This window comes from Pseudomonas sp. L-22-4S-12 (genome assembly GCF_009799935.1).
In the GTDB taxonomy this organism is placed as follows: domain Bacteria; phylum Pseudomonadota; class Gammaproteobacteria; order Pseudomonadales; family Pseudomonadaceae; genus Aquipseudomonas.
On sequence record NZ_WELL01000001.1, the window covers coordinates 862,807 to 880,929 of the forward strand.

The window sequence follows — 18,123 nt, forward strand, 5'->3', positions numbered from 1 at the left end:
ATTCGCGATCAGGGCCGGTTCGCGGCTGCCTGTCTATCGCGGATGAATCCGCTCCCACAAGGGCGTGCCGTAGGTTGGGTTGAGCGCAGCGAAGCCCAACGAACAGGAGCCCAGGCGACCCCGCGGTTGGGCTTCGGCGCTGCACGCCTCAACCCAACCTACTCCTGCGTCAGCCCCTGGCCATCCTGCTGGCAAATGATCCGCTGCAACTGCTCGGCCGCCGGCGACAGGCTGTGCCCGGCGCGGCTGACGATGCCATAGGCCGAGCGGGCCAGGGCCGGGTCGCCGGCCAGGCGCAGGGTGACCAGGCGCCCGGCCTGCACATCGGCGGCCACCACATCCCAGGGCGCCAGGCTGAGCACATCGCTGGTCGACACCAGTTCCTTGAGCACCATGAAGTTGTCGCACTGGATGCTCAGCGGATTTTCCCCGTCGCCCAGGCGCTGCAGCAGGCGCTCGACCTCCAGCGGCATCTGCGTGCCGGCCAGGGGGAATTCGTTCAGGGCGGCCGGCGTCAGCGGCTGGCGCTGGCACAGCGGGTGCTGCGGGCGGCAGAACAGCACGCCGTGGTGGCTCTGCAGCGCCGTCACCTGCAGTTGGGAATCGTCGTGGAGCTCGCGGGTATCGGCGACGAACAGCTCGATCTGGTCCTCCAGCAAACGGCTGCGCAACTGCTGCCAGTTGTCGATCAGCAGTTGCACGCGCACCCGCGGGAAGCGGCTGGCGAACTGGCCGATGGCCTGCGGCATCAGGCGCGCGGCGGGGTAGGGGCCGGCGCCCAGGCGCAGCTCGCCGCTGCTCAGATTGCCCAGTTGGCTCACCGCATTGCTCAGCGCCCGGCTGCCGGCGAGCAGGCGGCGGGCATGCTCCAGTACCAGCTCGCCGTGGGCGGTGAGGCTGATGCCACGGCTGTGGCGGTCAACCAGGTTGCAGCCGAGGCTGCTTTCCAGGGCCTGGATGCTGCGGCTCAGCGCCGGTTGGCTGAGGTGCACGGCCTCGGCGGCACGGGCGAAGTGGCCATGCTCGGCGAGGGCGACAAAGTGGCGGAGCTGGCGAAGATCATTCATGCGCGGTTTGCATCGCTTGTTGAGTTGGAATGCATTGGAATTATTGGCTTGCATTGGCCAATCTGCCAGCACTGCCAACAACCATGAGCGTCTGCGCATGTTTTCACGCAATCGAATGGCCGCCGTGCTGCTGAGCCTGGCCTTACCCCTGAGCAGCCAGGCGGCGCTGCCCGAAGAACGGATTGCCGCCTCAATCCATCCGGAGCTGGCCGAGCACAGCAAGCACTTCGCGCAACAGGTCTACCAGGTGGCCGGCAACGTCTATTCCGCCGTCGGCTGGCAGCTGGGCAACGTGGCGATGATCGAGGCGCCGGAAGGGCTGATCATCGTCGACACCGGTGAGTCGGTCAGCGAGTCGCGCAAGATCATGGCCGAGTTCCGCAAGATCAGCGCCAAGCCGGTCAAGGCCGTGGTCTACACCCACTTCCACCCTGACCATATCAACGGCGTGAAGGCCTTCGTTACGGAGGAGCAGGTGCGCAGCGGCGAGGTGCAGATCATCGCCCACGACACCCTGCTGGCCAATGTGGTGGCCCAGGGCGCGCTGGTCGGGCCGATTCTCTCGGTGCGCTCCGGCTACAGCTTCGGTGCCGCGTTGCCGGCCAGTGACCACGAGCAGATGAATGCCGGCATCGGCCCGCTGGCCAAGGCCGAGGCCTCGACCTTTATCGCGCCGACCCTGACCTTCAAGGACAAGCTCGACACTCGTATCGCCGGTCTGGATCTGCAGTTCCTGCATGTGCCCAGCGAGGCGCCGGACGAGATCACCGTCTACCTGCCGGCCAATCGCGTGCTGATCAGCGCCGAGGTGGAACAGGGGCCGACCCTGCCGAATATCCACACCCTGCGCGGCACCAAGTTCCGCGACCCGGTGGTGTGGGTCGAGAGCCTGGACAAGCTGCGCGCCTACCAGGCCGAGCATATGGTGCCGCTGCATGGCCGCCCGGTCAGCGGCCAGGCGCAGGTCGAGGAAGTGCTGCGCATGACCCGCGACGGCATCGCCTATATCCACGACCAGAGCGTGCGCTGGATGAACAAGGGCCTGACCCCGGACGAGCTGGTCGAGAAGGTCAAGCTGCCGCCCCATCTGGCCGGTTACACGCCCTACCTGCGCGAGTACTACGGCACGGTGAAACACAGCGTGCGGCAGATCTACAACGGCTACCTGGGCTGGTTCCAGGGCGACCCGGTGGCGCTCGACCCGCTGCCGCCGCAAGACAAGGCCGAGCGGCTGATCGCCCTGATGGGCGGGCGCGACAAGGTACTGCTGGCCGCCGGCGAGGCCTATCTCAAGGGTGAGCACCAGTGGGCCGCGGAGCTTTCCAGCTATGTCATCAGCCTGGACCGCGATGATCAGCTGGCCCGTGACATCAAGGCGCGCAGTTTCCGCAAGCTCGGCTACGCCAGCATGAACATCAACTGGCGCAACTGGTACCTGATGAGCGCCATGGAACTGGAGGGTAAGCTGGCCGGTGATCAGGTGCAGCAGATGGCCCTGAGCATGCGCAGCGCGTTCCTCTCGGCGGACATGCTGAAAACCTTTCCGGCGCGCATCTTCCTGCAGAACTGGATCACCCGCATCGACCCGGACCAGGCCAATGATGTCGAGCTGACCCTGGGTTTCAGCTTCCCGGATATCAACGAGGAGTGGGCGCTGGAAGTGCGCCGCGGCGTGGTGCAGTTGCACCAGGGCATCCCCGCGGGCACCTCGCTCAAACTGACCCTCGACAAGAGCTACCTGGACACCGTGATGAGTGGCGAGAACGGCCTGCTCAAGGGCGCGCTGCTGGGCGATGTGCAGGTTGACGGCAGCCTGCTGGAGATCAAGACCTTCCTCGGCTGCTTCGATTTCGAGGATGCTCCGATCGCCCTGACGCTGCGCTGAGGGGCTGTTGCCGGCGGCCGTTTCGCGCCGCCGGGACTGGTTCACATCTTCCTGGCCGCGCTGGACGGCGCGGTTGACCGGCGCTCGCGCAGCCTTTGTAATGCCCGGCCTGCTGACTGCAAACACGGAAGTTTTATGTCTGATGCCGATACCCTCGCGGCTCCTGTGCCCGCTGTCCTTCCCCGCGCCACCCCGGCGCTTGCCCGCCGGCAGAAGCGTGCCAGCCTGCTGACCCTGAGCCTGATGGGCGTGGCGCCGTTGGCGATTCTCATGTGGGACCCGCTGTACCGTGATGTGCGGGTCTTCCCCAGCGTGGCGGTATGCGACAGCGACAGCCCGTTGTCTGCCGAGCAGTGCCAGAAGCTGTATGACGAGGCGCTGCGGCGCAATGCGCAGATCGCCCCGAGCTTCGTCAATTTCACCGCCTGCGAGAGCGATTTTCTGCGTATCAGCCCAAGCTGCAAGGACGGCACCTGGTGCGAGCCGCAGGCCGTGCAGAATTGTGCGCTGGGCGATGACGGCCTGGCCCGGCCGAACCCGGCGGCCTTCCTGGTCAGCGAATCCCTGCTCGAACGCCTGCGCCAGGGCGAGCAGCCGGCCCTGGCGGAACTGGGCATGGAGGAACTGCAGCCGGTCTATGGCATGAGCGACGAGAACCTCGGCGGTGGCAGCGGCGGCTATGCCTCCACCTACCACTATCCGGGCTATTACGGCGGCTCCAGCAATCGCAACTGGCACATGTTCACCAGCCAGGGGCAGTACCTGGGCGACCAGAACAGCCGTCAGTTGAACCTGCACACCAGCCAGCTGCAGGCCGGCGCCGGCTACGCCCAGCATTTCCAGGGCAACTCGCTGCCTGCGCGGATGGGCGGCACGGTCCGCGGTGGCTTTGGCGCCTCGGCGCGCAGCAGCATGGCATTGGCCACGGGGTGAGTAGGATGCGGATGCCCCCTCGTTGGCTGCTGCTGTGCGCGTGCCTGGCCTGCTGCGGCGTGGCGCGTGCACAGAGCCTGGGCCACAGCATCGGCCAGGCCGAAGCGCTGCTGGCCCAGTTGCACCAGCAGATACACCACCAGCCCGAATCGCTGCAGGTCAAACTGCCTGCGCGCAATCAACGCCACAGCCTCAAGGAGCTGGGCCTGTATCCGCTCTGCCGGCCGCCGGTGCTGGTGCGTGCGGCCCCGCCGGTACGGGCCATGAGCCAGTGCATGGGCATGGAGGCCACTGGCGGCGGCATGACCCAGGTGCAGGCGGCGATCTTCTGGGATTACAGCGTTAGTGGGTGGCAGAACGGACGGGTGCTGCGTATGCACGTCAATGACCTGAGGCGCATGCATATTGAACCGCAGGAAGATGCCGCCCTGGACAGCGAGCAGGCCATGGTCCAGGCCATGGCACAGGCGTCCCCGCAGGAGCTGCAACAGCTCGACAGTGTCTGGCAGAGCCTGGTCGACACCCCCCTCGAGGAGTGGCCCGGCTGGCAGGATGGCGCCCCAGAGGCCTGGCCCAAGGATCTGCTCGCCCTGCACCGCGACGGGCGCCTGCGCCTGAGTGGTTCGCGCCTGAGCGGGCTGCATGCCTGGCAGGCGTGGTGGACGGCGTTGGCCAAGCCCGCTGTGGTCGAAGCCCTGGTGGGCGTCCCGTCACGGCTGGAAGGGGTGGTGCCGGCCTTGCAGCTGGCCGAGCTGCAACTGGGCGGGCGTTCCTTCGCCATGGTGCTGCTCCCCGCCAATCGCCAACCGACGCAGGCCCGCGCCCTGTGGAGCGACCGCCAGTGGCAGTTGCTGATGGTCCGCCTGGATGCGAGGTCCTGAGATGAGTAGCCCCCTGGAAATGCCTGACGCGCTGTTCGACGAGCCGCCGGTGAGAATCCTGCGGCGCGATGCTGCTAGTCAGACGGTGCTGTTGCTGGGCAGTCAGCAACTGCTGGCGCAACTGCTCTGCCTGCTGACCCCGCTGTTGATCGGCGTGCTGCTGGCGGGGCAGCTGGCCCTTGAGTTCCGCCCCTGGCCACTGGGCAACTTCGAGTTGACCCTGCTGGCCTGGGGATGCCTGTGGCTGCTGTTCCTGGGCTACTGCCTGCTGGCTGGCGCCTACCCGAACGCCTATCTGTTCAATCCCCGGCGCCAGTGGCTGCTGCACCTGAACAGCGGCGAGGCCATCGACTTGGCAGGCATTGCGCAGGTGCAGCGGGTGCGGCAGGCGGCGCTGACGCCACTGAGTGTCACCGCGCATCCCCAGGAAATCCTGCTGCCGTGCAGCGCCCTGGTGCTGGGCGAGCTGGACTGGAAGCAACTGCAGGCCATCGACGCCTATCGACCGCTGCCCCTGCGCCGCTATCTGCGGCGCTTGTTCAGCCCGGAGGTGCTGGTGGCCAGCGCAGTGGTGGCCGAGACATTTCTGGTGACCTTCCTGATCATCAGCTTCGACCTGGTCGGCTTCCTGCTGGCGCACCTGGTGCTCGGTCTGGCCGCTCTGGCCTGCGGTCTGGCTGGTTTTGCCCTGCAGCAGCGCGTCGCCGTGCGCTGCCAGGCCCTGCTCGGCGGTCGCTCAATCGAGGATGTAGTGCGGGACGAAGCGTGAGCTGTCCTGGGTGATCACGCCCAGGTCCTCGCGCACGCCCATGCCGACCGGCTCACCGCCGACCAGCCAGCTGCCGATGATCGGATGCTGGCCGCCCATGCTCGGTGGCGGGCACCAGGCCTGCAGGATCGCCGGGCCGGCGCTGTAAGGGCCGGGTACTTCCAGCTCCACGCCGTTGGCGCTTTCCACGCGGATATTGGCCCCCTCGCGGGAGAAGAACGGCTTGCGCACCCAGCGCGTGCCGAGCAGCTCGGCATCCGCCGCATCGGCGAAGCAGGCCGGCAGCAGGTTGGGGTGGCCGGTGTGGCGCTGCCAGAGCAGCGGCAGGATGGCCTTGTTCGACAGCAGGGTCTTCCACACCGGCTCGATAAAGCGTGTGTGGCTCTGCGCCAGATGGCGGGAGAAGTCCTCCTGCAGCAGCCATTCCCAGGGATAGAGCTTGAACAGCTGTTGCAGCGGCTGGTTGCGCAGGTCGACGAAGCCCTTGCCGGGCAGGTGGCCGATGTCGTCGATATGCATCAGCTGGGGCTGCAGGCCGGCCTGGCTGACGCAATCGGCCAGGTAGGTCAGGGTGCCCTCATCCTCGATATGGTCGCGGCAGCAGGCCAGGTGCAGGGGTTGCCCGGCCAGGCCGATCTGCTGCAGGCGCTCGATCAGCGCCTCCTGGATGCGGTTGTACTGGTCGGCCGCCTCGGGCAGCAGGCCGCGTTCGCGGCATTGCTCCAGCCACACCCACTGGAAGAAGGCCGCCTCGTACAGGCCGGTTGGCGTATCGGCGTTGTATTCGTAGAAACGCGCCGGGCCCTGGCCGTCGTAGGCCAGATCCATGCGCCCGTAGAGCGCCGGCTCGCGGGCCTGCCAGCTGTCGCGGATCAGTTGCCAGTGGGCCTCGGGAACCGCCATGCGCCGCAGCAGCGCCTCACTGTCCACCACCTCGGCCACCAGGGCCAGGCACATGACCTCCAGCTCGGCGCTGGGCGCCTCGATGGCGTCTTCGATCTGGCGCAGGCTGAAGCGGTAGCAGACGCTCTCGTCCCAGTAGGGCTCGCCGCCGATGGAGTGGAAGTGAAAGCCGAGCGAGGCGGCCTGGGTGCGCCAGTTCTGGCGCGGAGGGATGCTGTGCCTGAGCATGTGACGTCCATGTGGTGCAGGGGCAAACGGGGCGCCACTTTACCACCGTGCTGGTACGCGGGGCGGTCCGGATGGCATGACGGTGAAGCCCCTCGCAGAAACGTCATCGCCACGCAGGAGTGGCTGGTTAGCCTGCTGTGCGGGGTGAGGGGCAGCGCTGCGCCTCCTGGCCCGTCCGTTATGGGCGTCGCGCCATGGCGAAAGGCAACCGGGAGCGCTCCGCGCTCACAGGCATTCGATCCGGTTGCGGCCGCCGCGCTTGGCGCCATACAGCGCCATGTCGCTGCGCGACAGGGCTGTCCCGGGGCTGATGTCGCTGGCGCTGATGGCGGTGATGCCGACGCTGACGGCCAGGGGGATCTGCTCCGCACCATGGGCCAGGGGCGCGTTGGCGAGTTCGTCCTGGATGCGCCGGGCAAAGCTCATGGCCTGGTCGAGGTCGGCTTCGCTCAGCACCACCGCGAACTCTTCGCCGCCCATCCGTCCGGCGGCATCGGTCTTGCGCAGCTGTGCGCTCAGGATGGCCGCGAAATGGCGCAGCGCCTGGTCGCCGACCGAGTGGCCCCAGCGGTCATTGATGGCCTTGAAGTGGTCCAGGTCGAACATCAGGATGGTCGCGCGGTGGCCCGCGCTGCGCTGCACCCGGGCCAGCTCGGCTTCGAGCTGCTGCATGAAATGGCGGCGGTTGGCCAGCTGGGTCAGGAAGTCCGTGGTGGCGAACACCTGCAACTCGGCTTCGATCTGCTTGCGCTCGGTGATGTCGGTGATGAAACCGTGCCAGAGCACGCTGCCATCCTCCAGCTGTCTGGGCCGCGCATCGCCCTGGCGCCAGGAGACTTCCCTCCCCGGCAGCTGCACCCGGTACTCCAGGTGCCAGGGCGCCAGCTGTTGCGCGGAGGCTTCGAAGGACGCCAGGTAGAGCGGCAGATCGTCCGGGTGGATGATCGCCAGCAGTGCCTGCGGATCGTCCGCCAGCTGCTGCGCGGTGAGCCCGTAGATATCCAGAACGCCGGCGCTGGCATAGGTCAGGAACGAGCGGCCGTCCGCCTGGCGCCGGTACTGGAAGACCATGCCGGGGATCTCGTTGGTCAGGTCGGTCATCAGCGCGGCGGTCTGCTGCACTTGCTCGGACAGGGCGCGCATGGCGGTGATGTCCGTGGTCGTGCCGATCATGCGCAAGGGCTTGCCGGCGCTGTCGCGCTCGACCACCTTGCCGCGGCTGCACACCCACTTGTAGCTGCCATCGCGGCAACGCAGGCGATGCTCGACTTCGTACGCTTCGGTGCGCTGCTCGAGATGGGCCTGAATGCTCGCCTGCACATAATCCAGGTCCGCCGGGTGGACGCGGGTGTAGCTCTCCTCGATGCGATTGCCGATCTCATGCTCGGCGTACCCCAGCAGCGCCCGCCAGCCGCTGGAGTAGTGAATCTCGCCGGTGGCCACGTTGCGATCCCAGATGCCGGTAGCGCTGCCGTCGATGGCCAGGGCCATGCGTTTCTCGCTCTCGCGCAGCGCCTCGACTTCCAGCTGCAGGCGGGCGTCCGCCGCCTCCCGCGCGAGCAGGTTGGCGGTCAGCTGGGCCAGCTCGTGCAGCACGTATTGCTGGGCGGCGTCCAGCTCGCGGGGCTGATCGTGCAGCAGGTAGATCATGCCGAACACGTTGCCATCGGCTGCCAGCAGCGGGCAGGCGGCCAGAAAGCGCGCATGGGGAACCGCTGTGAGCAGGTGGTGATCGCGAAAACGCGCGTCGCGATGAAGATCGGGGACCATGAGAAACGCATCGGCGTCCTTCCAGGGCTGGTCACCGCGCTCGATCCAGGAGGCATTGCCGAGGGGCAAACCATCGCAGCTCCTGACCTGCTGGCTGTCCCCGGCGCTCGTGGTCACCAGCGCGGCGAGAACGTCGAAGTGGCGCCTGGCCAGGCGTGCCAGGCCATGGAGTCGCTCATCGTGGGCGCTATCCGGCGCCTTGATAGAAGGTAACGGCTGCATGTGGACTCTGCTTCGCCAGGACTGTGGACGCCGCCTGGTGTCGATCGGCCATGAAGAATTGCAGTCTACCCATAATGGCAGCAGGCGTTACACCTCGGTTTGGATGCATGGCATGTGACAGGGAGTGGTGATGGTGGAGTGGAGGGAGTTACTCCCGCTGGTGCGCCGGCCTACGGCAGGGGAGAACTGGCGGAGTTCGGGGTGATGTATAGGTCGTCACACGCCCTGATTGTTGCAAGGCGACAGCCAAGCAGCTGCTGTGTTTAGGCGGAAAGAAAAAGACCAGCGCGCGGGCTGGTCTAGGTCTTTGATGCAGATGGTGGGCCCACACGGACTCGAACCGTGGACCAAAGGATTATGAGTTGCCTAGAAACGCTGCAAGCCCAGTGAAATCGGGCGTAGCTTGGTGCAGGTACAGTGAGCTGAAAGTAGCGTGTTTCTTGATGTTGAGCGTAATTTGGCGAAATGGGTAGAAGCTGGTCACTGTACCGCTGGTGTACCTCATTCAAGATTGGACGAGGACGCTGATATCAATGGTCTGAGGCCATTTTGGCCGAGAATTACGGCTTCTCGGACGACGTCAATGGAAAAGCCAGTCTGTTCTGACCAGCTCTTCAAACAGCGCTCTCGTGAGTCTCGTGATACATCCGAGAGGCTATCCGCGTCGTACATCGCAAAGTACAGCAAAAGAAGAGAGTTTTGATTTGAGCGGGGTTCGACCGAGGCAGAAGCATCGTCGGCGATGTTGGATACGCTGCCTGACGTAAGGTTCGAGCGTGCGGTCGCACGGGCTTGAATGTTTTTGAGAACCTCTCGTATTACGGCCTTGGTGTCATCTTGTAGTGCCTGGCTAAGCTCTTCTGTCCGACGTATCGGATTTTCCGACTGCCAGATGTCGCGGATGAGATCCTCGATGTTCTGATTCATTGCTTTTTCCAGGTGGCCGTGAGTTTTTCAAAGCTCTATTGTGCGGAGGATCAGCCCCGCTGGCTAGGCTGTATTGCGGCCTTTACTGCCCCCCAAATGATTGCTGCCATTTCCTCAACGCTGCGCCTGTTTCCTTCGGTGTCTTCAATGTCTACTTTTCTTAGAGCTGGGGTCTCGTGCAGGCTCCGAAAGTAGAGATTAACCGCTCGCTGAAGATCTGATGACGCCTCGTGAATGTCCGCTTGGCCTTCTGCGTAGGCCCGTGTGGGGTCATTTGCTCTCACAAGATGAGCCCCTTCCAGGTAGTGTCGATCAGAGGCTGTCAGAACAATTTCAAGGTCGGGGCGTGGTAGCTCATAAACGTCATACTCAAGCCAGCGCAGTAGGTCGTCCAGCTGCGCTCGGCGCTGGTCGTCGGGAATTTTGGCTCCTTGGAATGCAATGTTAGATGCAACGTATCGGTCACATAGCACGACAGTACCGGCGCTTAATGCTTCTATGATGCTTTTACGCGCGACAAGACGATCAGCAGCGAATGCGAGCCCCAGGAATTCTGGTGTGACTTGCCCAAAACGGCCTCGCAGAAAATCACCAATCAGTTGGCCGATAGGTGTACCTGATTTGTTGGGGAAGTCGTAAGTCACTGTACGTCGACCTTGTGATTCGAGCTGGTTTTTCAGCATGTTCAGCTGCGTGGACTTGCCAAGCCCGTCACCGCCCTCGATGATTACCAAGTAGCCTGGCTGAATTTCTGAAAGGGATGGCATTGAAAATTACTCCGGATAAATTTGCGCTCGCCGATGCGCGTCACTTGTTCTTCAGGTCGCGCACCACGGTTGCACTTGTTTTTGCCTTTTTCCTGGTGCTAGGGATTTATCTAGCTACGCTCGACAACGCATTCGCACTGTCTATCGGAACGTCGTTGATTGCAGGGGGCCTGATGTCTCTCGCCACGCTATGGATAGAGCAGATAAGAAATGGCGAAGAGATCAGGATAAAGGATCTCATCCAGACGGGGCTGGTTGCCGCCTATCCCCGAAGGAACCTGACAGAAGAATACGATGCGCTTGTTGCTGATGCCAAGGTTATTGACGTCACTGGCTACACGCTTAAGTCGTTTAGCGAGCAGAATGAAGCGGTGCTTAGGGCAAGGGCCGCGAAAGGAAAACCAATCAGGGTTCGTATCCTTTTGGTTGACCCCGATTCGGAGGCTTCTCAGATCATGGAGGCAGCTGAGAATCAATCAGCTGGACAGTATTTGGGCTCTCGGAATGCTTTGCTCAAGGCGCTTGGTAACATTGAGGGTGTAGAGGTAAGGCTATCAAAGCGCCATCTCTCCATGATGGTTTATAGAATTGACGATACGCTTTTTACTGGCCCATATCCCGCATCTGCTAAAAGTGCCACAGCATTTACTCTGAAGCTTGGTAAGGGCTGGCTGTTTGAAAAGCAGATGGAGGATTTTGATGCGCTTTGGCAGACGGCAAGTGTAGCTATGCCATCCGTGGACGCTAAGTAATCGTCATCGCGCTTGATAGTATTCTTGCTGCTGTTTCTGAGCTTTCTCCGTAGACTATAGCCAGCGGGTCCCCTTCTTGTATTTGTGTGCCGTCCTGTGCAATAAGTTCGATTCCTCCTTGGTTTATCGTGTCGCTGAGTTGGCTATTCTGTACATATGAATTTATTATATTGTTTGCTATGTCTGCTATTGATACTGCATTCCACATTAGTGTGCCTGGGCGTGAGGCCAGTACTGTCGTTTTCTTAAGGTTGCCGAGAACTGTATTTCGTGGATTGTTAGCGAAAGAGCGTATGTAATTGTGGTCTGCGCCATGGTCTGCAAATAGGGCGAGCATTGCATCGAATGCCTCTCCATTATTGAGGGCTATTTCGGCTCTCTTACATACTTTCTCTGGATCTAAGTCAAGCTCCTTCGCAAAGGTCTTAATAAATCCTAACGAGGTTGTAATCTCTCTTTGGCCTGATTTATCGCGGATGTCTCCTCGTAGTAATTCGGACGCTTCAACTAGTTCTGTGCTTGAGCCTATTGATCGGCCAAGGATGTTTGCGGATTTTCTGAGTTTTGTGACGATTTTGACATCGTTTGATTTTCCGATCATCTCACACATAATTCCGAACTTCTCAGCCTCTAAGCGGGTTTGCAAAAAAGCTGTAGGGCCGTGCAGTATGTCTAAAATAATGACGTCAGCGGGTAATGCGATTTGCTTAGACATTATGCTAGATGACATCAAGCCAGTGTCTGCTACGGTTCCGGTTTCACCGCGAATGCGGTACATCATTGCATCACGAGGGCATAATTCTGTACCTGCTGAGAAATAGCGAACTGGGCGATCTACTCCATCCCATATCGGAAGTTCGGCCGCACTAGCAATCTTGAATCCAGGGATTACCGCAAGCTTGTCACGAGTACCTCCGGTATGGGCTAGTTTAGCTGCGACTAGAAAGGGAGAGCACCAGCGGAACTCATGCGCAAGAGCGCGCATAAGTGGGGGAAGTAGCAATGCTTGTTTTTCTGATATTCCACCAGTTGGATATCGTCTGGCTGAGATTGTTCTGTTCTGATAGCGGACTGCGGGAGGTCCTGCTAAGAAGCGTGTAAGGTTCGTTGCCTCTGATAGAGTAACCCCGCGTATGAATGCATCTGCAAGCCAGTAGCCGGCAGCTGTCTCACTGCAAACATCCTTTAGTTCTGGGGAAAACCAGCGCCCAGCAACTCTTTCGAGAGTTTGCAAAGAAGTTGCTTGGCCGAGCATTGTTGCTGCTTCACTACCTTTGCTGAAAGTCTGCTTAATTATAGTTTCTGCATTAATTACTGCTTGAGTTGCAGCGGCTTCAGTGGTTAACCCGCCGGCTTGGATAAGTCTGAGGGCGCAGCCCGATTGCGCGGGTGTAAGAGGCGAGGAGAGCAAAGCTGTTGAGTTGTCTCCTCGGCGGATTGCTGCGGTGGTTTGGGCAAGAGTCAGAGCTACTGATGCGGACATATTGCTATTCCAATGGAGGCGGCTACTTTGCGAGCAGTGATCTCTGGTGTCGCTGATGTCTGATTAATAATTATTAAGCGAGTGCCGTGATCTTCTGCTGCTTTCCTGCAAGCTTGCTCCATTTTGGCTTGCATCTCGAAGTGCTTAGTTAGTTCTGCCGTGCGGTCAAAGTCCCTGTCACGGCGATCCATGAATTCATGCCAAGTTTTCTCGTCTAGTCGGAGAAAGATTAATAGATCCGCTTTGGGGAGATTTTTCCAGTCTGCTTGAACCATTGCGTGCGCGGTGGGAAAGTAGGGGTCGTCTCTAGATAGCAGCCACTCAAAAGAATCGTCGCCAAGATAACAGGCGATAAGAATATCGTAATAGCTGTCAATTACAGACAGCCTGCCGCTCTTCCTGGTCTCGTTTGCTTTGAATAACTGAGGTACACGCACTGTTCGGAACCAAGTCAAAGCAGTAAAAGCACCGACAGTAGCTCTTTCCCTGACCAGCTCTGGCCACGCTGACTCTTCTGGCTCAAGGTGCACTTCAGCATTAATCAACCGCCCTAGGGCTTTAGCTGTAGACGATTTTCCAGAGCTTGGAAGTCCCGCAAAGGCAATAAGCATTGATGTACTCCGTGTCGCGGGTCGATGAGTGCTAAAGGTTTTGCATGGTTCGGCACTTGGGAAACGCCGAGCATCCCCAAAACTGCTGCCCTGCTTTTGCCCCCGATTTCACTGTGCGTATCAGCAGCGCGCTGCCGCATTTCGGGCATTGCCGCTCGGCTGTCGGATCATTCCGGCGCTTAAGGTTTTGCACATGCTCGCGGTGGGTGGCGAGGGTCGGCGCGCGGCGACCGGTTTGTAGGGCGTGCAGCATGGCGTCGACTTCGGCCTCGCTGAATAGCGGCTGCTGGAATGACTTGATATAGCGGATAAAGCCGATGCCCTGGGTCACGTTGGCCGGGACTTCGGTTTTAAAAGTGCTGCCGCCGACAAAGGTGATGACCGAGTGCAGGTGCTCGGGGCTGACGCCAAGGGTGGCTTCCAGGGCTTTGAGGTGCTTGTAGTTCTGCCGCAGCGGGTTCTGGAATTTGAAGCGCTGCTTGTAGATCTGCTGCGTCCACTGCGCCTGCTTCTCGCTGCCGAAGATCCAGCCGCTCATGTTCTTCGTTTCCAGCACGAAGAGGCCGTACGGCGAGAGGAAGACGTGGTCGATCTGCGTAGTGCCGTCGGGCGTGTCGAGGGTGACGTTGTGCAGACGGCGGTAGGTCTGCTTGTCCAGTTGCCAGTGGGCAAACAGCCGTACCAGAAGCTCGCCGATATGACCCTTGGCCCAGCGTGACTTGAGGAGGCTGATCAGCAGTATCAGCGGGACGAACCAGGCGATGCTGGCCCAGGCTTGGGCGATGACGGGGGTGAAATCCATTTCCTGTCCCTGGGTTTTGCTGAGCTAACCGGATAGTACCCAAAGCCGGCGTGATGGCACGACAGTATTAGGGTGCTTTTGCTGCGTTTCTTTGTCGCTGCTTAACCCTGGGTGCCTGCGGAATGATTCGTCTGATAACGCGTGCTTCGCCCGCCACCCGGGAGTCGGACGAGGCAGCCCTTCTCAACCAGATCGCTCAGATGGCGCGTGGCTGTGGCTTTCGAGACCTGGGCCACAGCCTGGTATTGCGCGGCGCTGATGCCGTTCTCGAAACCTCTCTCGCCGCCATCAAGCAGACGGTTAAGCACTTTGATCTGCTCGGCAGACAAAGCTTGGCTGCGGTGAGCCTGCCAGAAGCGTGCTTTGACCAGCACGCGGTCGATACGAGCAAGGGCCTGCTCCAGGCTCTTGAGTAGCGTTGCGAGGAACCATTGCAGCCAGGCGGTGATATCCAGCGTGCCTTTCTGGCTCGCTTCCAGGATGCGGTAATAGCCGGCCCGGTCGTCGAGGATGCTGGCCGACATGGCGTAGAAGCGGATGGCCTGCTGGTCTCCCTGCGCAAGTGCCAGGTCGGTGATGGCGCGCGTAAGGCGACCGTTGCCGTCATCGAAGGGGTGCAGGGTGACTAACCAGAAGTGCGCAATGCCGGCCCGCAGAAACGGGTCGAGGCTGGCATCGCTGCGGCTGCTTTCGAACCAGGCAAGGAATTCGTCCAGTTGCCCTTCCAGCCCGGCGCGGGGTGGGGCTTCGAAATGCACGGTAGGGTGGTCGAGCCGGCCCGAAACGACCTGCATGGGCTCTTCCCCGCGCAGCATGCCCACGCGTAGCGGGCGCATCAGCAGATGGTCGTCGCTGGGGAACAACCAGCCATGCCAGGTGAACAGCCGCTGCAGATCGAGCGGCTGCTGATAGGCGCGGGTGGCATCGAGCAGTAGCTCCGCCAGGCCTTCGGAGCGAGAGGTGGTGCGGCCTTCTTCATTCAGCCCCAGGCGCCGGGCCAATGACGAGCGCACGGAGCCGACATTCAGCTGCTCACCCTCGATGGCTGATGAGGTGACGATGTTCTGCAGCATCGCATCCAGGCTGCTCTGCACTTCGGTGTCACTGCCCACTGCACCGAGCATCCCGAGCAAGCGGCCCTGCGCCTGGCCGCACGCGCGCAGCAGCGGTGCAAGCGCATCTGCTTGCCAGCTGAAGTGCGGCCAGTTGGGCTGCTGCCAGATCCAGAGCGGGTCATTCATGAGGGCTGCTCGTCTGTGAGCCGATTAGTGGGCTTATTCGGCTCATATGGTGAGCCGATAATGCCGGCTATTCGGCTCACTGTCTAATCCTCAAGCCTAAGCTGCCTGGCTTGAGGGGGCACGCCTGATCGGGCTGAATCGCCCCCGACTTTCCAGACACTGGCCGCTAGTTTTCCACTTCGAGCTGATAAAGCCGCTCCACATCTTGGCCCGTGCATTGGGTGCCAAAGGTGTTTCCGTATATCAGCACGTCATAAGTGCCGGCCTTGGTGGGGGGGGGGCCTTGGATGAGGCCATGCTTGTCTCTTGTGAGTTTCAAATTCCCCAGCCTCGGTCTTGAAATCGGGCTTTTTTATTATCTGGTATATGGTGTATCTGGCCGGGTAGTCCCTCGGCAAGTGATGAGCCATATTCTTTTACATTGATTTGATTGAGGCCTATTCTCTCGACCAATCCTTGCTTTGAAATATAGACATCCCAGTGATATCCGCTACCACCTACTATGTTAGGTCTCGCCCAGCCGTTGTCTAGCTCGTCAATCCAGCAGTATTTAGAGTTGGATACACGAAATGCTGTTGTGGAGCCTTTCCACCATCTTTGTTGGGGGGTGAAATTATAGTTTCCGCCCCTGTCCTCAATGGCTGGAAGTCGCCAGTCATATCTGGTGGTCCATCGAATTTGGAGGTTCCTTGGATGGTGTACACATAAGACTTGTTTGTGTCCATGTTGCTTAATTTGAACGTGCAGCATCCATCGAGTGACTTCATCCAAGGTGCTATTGCCTGCGTTGCGGATTACTAAATTTCGGCCAGCTTTCAAGCGCGTTACGAGTACGGCTTCATGACCAGATGACACGGCCCGTAATATGGCGTTTGCCATCCTCTCAGGCCATTGAGAGTCATCAGTCGACCCAAACATTTCTTCGAAGCCGCTCTTCCATACATTTCCGTCGGATTTATATGGGGGGATTATGTTGTCTGGTTTTGCAAATTTCTGAATCTCGTAGATCGGGCGTTTTCCTTGAGGCGAAAGAGTGCTAATTAAGTCCCTGGCAAGCTCTGACCAAATATAATTCCAGTACTCATGTAGTTCGGGCATAAATGTATCAGGCATTCTGCATATGGATAGCACTTTGTTGAGATCTTCTACAACTTGAGCCTCAGGTCTAAGCTCGAAGAGAATAGGATCTAACAATATTAGCCTCATGGCTCTATGTCCGACTCTGGCTCGTCTCCAGGTATGAAAATATCGCTGGTTTTAGAGCTCTTGACCTCGCGCGCGGGGGCGTTTTTGTCAAGTTGTGCAAAATAAATTGCGCTTTCTTCATCTGAGGCCTCATCCATAAAATCAGCAGGCCATACCTCGGACATGCTTCCATCCGATGTCAGTTTGCTTGAGCTTATAGAGGATTTGCCAGACGCGTTCTGCTCAATGCTCAGAATGACCACGTTTTCCAAAAGCCATGTCTCGAGTGGACTAGATCGTCCCGCTCTAGCCACCAGCCCCCGAAGTCTTCTTACTAAGTGATCGCTATGTGTTTCTACTATTATTCGCCGTTTTGACTGTGCAAGGCTAACAAGCCAGTGCGCAAGAAGGCTTGCGACTTTAGGGTGTAGGTGTGCCTCTGGTTCCTCAAGAGCGATGTGTCCATGCCCTGGACATGTGCGTAAATATTCTTCTAGAGGAAGGTTCTGCTGCTCCCCTTTAAACCTTAGGGGGTCTGCAAAAAGGCCTAGCTCTACAAGAGGCAGGAGTTGTCCGAGGCCCCTGCCAACATGGCCAAGACTAGCGCTTCCAAACATTAGTTGAAAGCCAACATTCTCTATGTCTTTGATATTTAATGGTGCGTTTATTGAGAGGGCGTTCATTGTCGAATTTACTGCCTCCTCTAATGGTGCTGCAACGACTACTTGGTCGCAAGTACTCCCGTTAGTTAGGGCCCCTACAGGGAGGTAGTGGACGATGTCCTTTCTTTTTCGATGTAAAAGCTGAGCGGCATATTCGCCGCTAACTCCTATTTCATTGGGGTCTGATGTTGCTGGTTTAAATAGGCTGGGCGCTGGTATGCGCGACGAACCTAGGTAGTGGAAATCGGCCAATATTGCTTTTAGTGCATCTAGAGGTTGGGCGAATAATACTAGGTATGCATTATGATATGCGCGTTCTGCGGAGCGCCGGCCAACACTGCTTCGATCTATGTTCAGTATTGGGAGGAAGTTGTCAAATTCAACTTCAAGCTTAGGGGCTGCTTTGCCGTTCCAGAGGCATACCCATTTATTGTTTTCCAGAAGTATTTCTAGGGTTGTGTTCTTGTCGTCGTAAGACGTAAGAAGTACTTTTGTAATTTGTGCGCTGCCATGGATTTCCGCTGTGCAGATCTTTATAGTTGTTCTTAGGTTTTTTTCATTGGTGGGGGTGTTGAGCCAGGAAACTTTAGAGTGTTTCGCTAGATTTTCTAGGTCGGGGCTTCCGGTGAGTGCTTCGGTTTTATTGACTAAGCATTCCCATCCGATGGATATTTCTGGGCCGGGGACTTCTTCTGCAGCCGCTGGCCATCCGAAAGTAAGCTCCCTTAAGTTAAATGCGTCAACCATGCCTTCTAGCTTCAGCATGACGTCTGGTCTAGGGGCCGCGAGTGTTTGCTTGAGAAGCAATATGCTTTGTATGAGTGAGCTTTTCCCAGAGTTGTTTCGCCCGATGACTATTGTCAGGGGGGAAAGCTCGATTTCTCCGGAGCTTTCGAAGGACTTGAAATTTTTGATTTCTAGAGAGACAAGTCTGGCATTTCTCATGTTTACTCTCGATCGCCCGGGCTTATACTGAAGGAGTTAATAACTGGAGTATAAGAGACTGATTAATAGTCTCTTAAGTTGGTCTCCGCA

At 59.4% G+C, this 18,123-nt stretch carries 16 protein-coding genes; 5 read left to right on the plus strand and 11 right to left on the minus strand.

Annotated elements, in window-relative coordinates:
• Window positions 1–158: 158 nt before the first annotated feature.
• On the minus strand, window positions 159–1,067 hold the full coding sequence (locus F3I16_RS03930; protein WP_160492421.1) for a LysR family transcriptional regulator: 909 nt from the start codon (window positions 1,065–1,067) through the stop codon (window positions 159–161).
• A gap of 97 nt (window positions 1,068–1,164) precedes the next feature.
• On the opposite strand from F3I16_RS03930, the gene F3I16_RS03935 reads away from it, so the two are divergent.
• From F3I16_RS03935 to F3I16_RS03950, 4 genes are all read left to right on the plus strand, one after another.
• Entirely contained in the window at window positions 1,165–2,952 is a 1,788-nt protein-coding gene (locus F3I16_RS03935) for an alkyl/aryl-sulfatase (protein ID WP_160492422.1), read from the plus strand.
• A 135-nt stretch (window positions 2,953–3,087) separates the two neighbouring features.
• Window positions 3,088–3,885, plus strand: a complete 798-nt coding sequence (locus F3I16_RS03940) for a DUF1190 domain-containing protein (RefSeq protein WP_160492423.1) — start codon at window positions 3,088–3,090, stop codon at window positions 3,883–3,885.
• Window positions 3,886–3,896: 11 nt separating this feature from the next.
• Window positions 3,897–4,766, plus strand: coding sequence for a hypothetical protein (locus F3I16_RS03945; RefSeq protein WP_160492424.1), 870 nt, complete (start codon window positions 3,897–3,899; stop codon window positions 4,764–4,766).
• Window position 4,767: 1 nt separating this feature from the next.
• Window positions 4,768–5,535 (plus strand): hypothetical protein, encoded by a 768-nt coding sequence (locus F3I16_RS03950; protein WP_160492425.1) that lies wholly within the window; start codon window positions 4,768–4,770, stop codon window positions 5,533–5,535.
• Here F3I16_RS03950 and F3I16_RS03955 read toward each other — a convergent pair.
• The 4 genes from F3I16_RS03955 to F3I16_RS03970 form a co-directional block, all read right to left on the minus strand.
• Complete coding sequence (locus tag F3I16_RS03955; RefSeq protein WP_160492426.1) at window positions 5,503–6,666, minus strand: glutathionylspermidine synthase family protein; 1,164 nt, start codon at window positions 6,664–6,666, stop codon at window positions 5,503–5,505. The two genes, F3I16_RS03950 and F3I16_RS03955, sit on opposite strands and share 33 nt — an antisense overlap.
• A 225-nt stretch (window positions 6,667–6,891) precedes the next feature.
• The gene (locus F3I16_RS03960; protein ID WP_160492427.1) at window positions 6,892–8,658 is read right to left on the minus strand and encodes a diguanylate cyclase; all 1,767 of its coding nucleotides are present in this window, start codon (window positions 8,656–8,658) and stop codon (window positions 6,892–6,894) included.
• A 501-nt stretch (window positions 8,659–9,159) separates the two neighbouring features.
• On the minus strand, window positions 9,160–9,585 hold the full coding sequence (locus tag F3I16_RS03965; RefSeq protein WP_021699893.1) for a hypothetical protein: 426 nt from the start codon (window positions 9,583–9,585) through the stop codon (window positions 9,160–9,162).
• A 50-nt stretch (window positions 9,586–9,635) separates the two neighbouring features.
• A complete protein-coding gene (locus F3I16_RS03970) occupies window positions 9,636–10,352 on the minus strand; it encodes a thymidylate kinase (protein ID WP_021699892.1) in 717 nt (238 codons plus the stop codon).
• Here F3I16_RS03970 and F3I16_RS03975 point away from each other — a divergent pair.
• Window positions 10,352–11,104, plus strand: a complete 753-nt coding sequence (locus F3I16_RS03975) for a hypothetical protein (protein ID WP_081693943.1) — start codon at window positions 10,352–10,354, stop codon at window positions 11,102–11,104. The two genes, F3I16_RS03970 and F3I16_RS03975, sit on opposite strands and share 1 nt — an antisense overlap.
• Here the strand turns inward: F3I16_RS03975 and F3I16_RS03980 are convergent.
• From F3I16_RS03980 to F3I16_RS04005, 6 genes are all read right to left on the minus strand, one after another.
• Window positions 11,097–12,587: a hypothetical protein gene (locus F3I16_RS03980; protein WP_147289517.1), complete on the minus strand. Its 1,491-nt coding sequence runs from the start codon at window positions 12,585–12,587 to the stop codon at window positions 11,097–11,099. The genes F3I16_RS03975 and F3I16_RS03980 overlap by 8 nt on opposite strands.
• Entirely contained in the window at window positions 12,572–13,198 is a 627-nt protein-coding gene (locus F3I16_RS03985) for a hypothetical protein (protein ID WP_160492428.1), read from the minus strand. Before F3I16_RS03985 ends, F3I16_RS03980 begins: the two co-directional genes overlap by 16 nt.
• Window positions 13,199–13,229: 31 nt before the next feature.
• Window positions 13,230–14,000 (minus strand): nuclease-related domain-containing protein, encoded by a 771-nt coding sequence (locus F3I16_RS03990; RefSeq protein WP_160492429.1) that lies wholly within the window; start codon window positions 13,998–14,000, stop codon window positions 13,230–13,232.
• Between the two features lie 101 nt (window positions 14,001–14,101).
• The gene (locus tag F3I16_RS03995; protein ID WP_160492430.1) at window positions 14,102–15,241 is read right to left on the minus strand and encodes a Fic family protein; all 1,140 of its coding nucleotides are present in this window, start codon (window positions 15,239–15,241) and stop codon (window positions 14,102–14,104) included.
• Window positions 15,242–15,556: 315 nt separating this feature from the next.
• Window positions 15,557–16,447 (minus strand): hypothetical protein, encoded by an 891-nt coding sequence (locus tag F3I16_RS04000; RefSeq protein ID WP_160492431.1) that lies wholly within the window; start codon window positions 16,445–16,447, stop codon window positions 15,557–15,559.
• Window positions 16,444–18,033, minus strand: a complete 1,590-nt coding sequence (locus F3I16_RS04005) for an AAA family ATPase (protein ID WP_160492432.1) — start codon at window positions 18,031–18,033, stop codon at window positions 16,444–16,446. The genes F3I16_RS04000 and F3I16_RS04005 overlap by 4 nt, the downstream gene beginning before the upstream one ends.
• Window positions 18,034–18,123: the final 90 nt, after the last annotated feature.

Coding starts and splice junctions, on each gene's coding strand:
- F3I16_RS03930 (WP_160492421.1), bottom strand. CDS start 1,067: ATGAATGATCTTCGCCAGCTCCGCCACTTTGTCGCCCTCGCCGAGCAT.
- F3I16_RS03935 (WP_160492422.1), top strand. CDS start 1,165: ATGTTTTCACGCAATCGAATGGCCGCCGTGCTGCTGAGCCTGGCCTTA.
- F3I16_RS03940 (WP_160492423.1), top strand. CDS start 3,088: ATGTCTGATGCCGATACCCTCGCGGCTCCTGTGCCCGCTGTCCTTCCC.
- F3I16_RS03945 (WP_160492424.1), top strand. CDS start 3,897: ATGCCCCCTCGTTGGCTGCTGCTGTGCGCGTGCCTGGCCTGCTGCGGC.
- F3I16_RS03950 (WP_160492425.1), top strand. CDS start 4,768: ATGAGTAGCCCCCTGGAAATGCCTGACGCGCTGTTCGACGAGCCGCCG.
- F3I16_RS03955 (WP_160492426.1), bottom strand. CDS start 6,666: ATGCTCAGGCACAGCATCCCTCCGCGCCAGAACTGGCGCACCCAGGCC.
- F3I16_RS03960 (WP_160492427.1), bottom strand. CDS start 8,658: ATGCAGCCGTTACCTTCTATCAAGGCGCCGGATAGCGCCCACGATGAG.
- F3I16_RS03965 (WP_021699893.1), bottom strand. CDS start 9,585: ATGAATCAGAACATCGAGGATCTCATCCGCGACATCTGGCAGTCGGAA.
- F3I16_RS03970 (WP_021699892.1), bottom strand. CDS start 10,352: ATGCCATCCCTTTCAGAAATTCAGCCAGGCTACTTGGTAATCATCGAG.
- F3I16_RS03980 (WP_147289517.1), bottom strand. CDS start 12,587: ATGTCCGCATCAGTAGCTCTGACTCTTGCCCAAACCACCGCAGCAATC.
- F3I16_RS03985 (WP_160492428.1), bottom strand. CDS start 13,198: ATGCTTATTGCCTTTGCGGGACTTCCAAGCTCTGGAAAATCGTCTACA.
- F3I16_RS03990 (WP_160492429.1), bottom strand. CDS start 14,000: ATGGATTTCACCCCCGTCATCGCCCAAGCCTGGGCCAGCATCGCCTGG.
- F3I16_RS03995 (WP_160492430.1), bottom strand. CDS start 15,241: ATGAATGACCCGCTCTGGATCTGGCAGCAGCCCAACTGGCCGCACTTC.
- F3I16_RS04000 (WP_160492431.1), bottom strand. CDS start 16,447: ATGAGGCTAATATTGTTAGATCCTATTCTCTTCGAGCTTAGACCTGAG.
- F3I16_RS04005 (WP_160492432.1), bottom strand. CDS start 18,033: ATGAGAAATGCCAGACTTGTCTCTCTAGAAATCAAAAATTTCAAGTCC.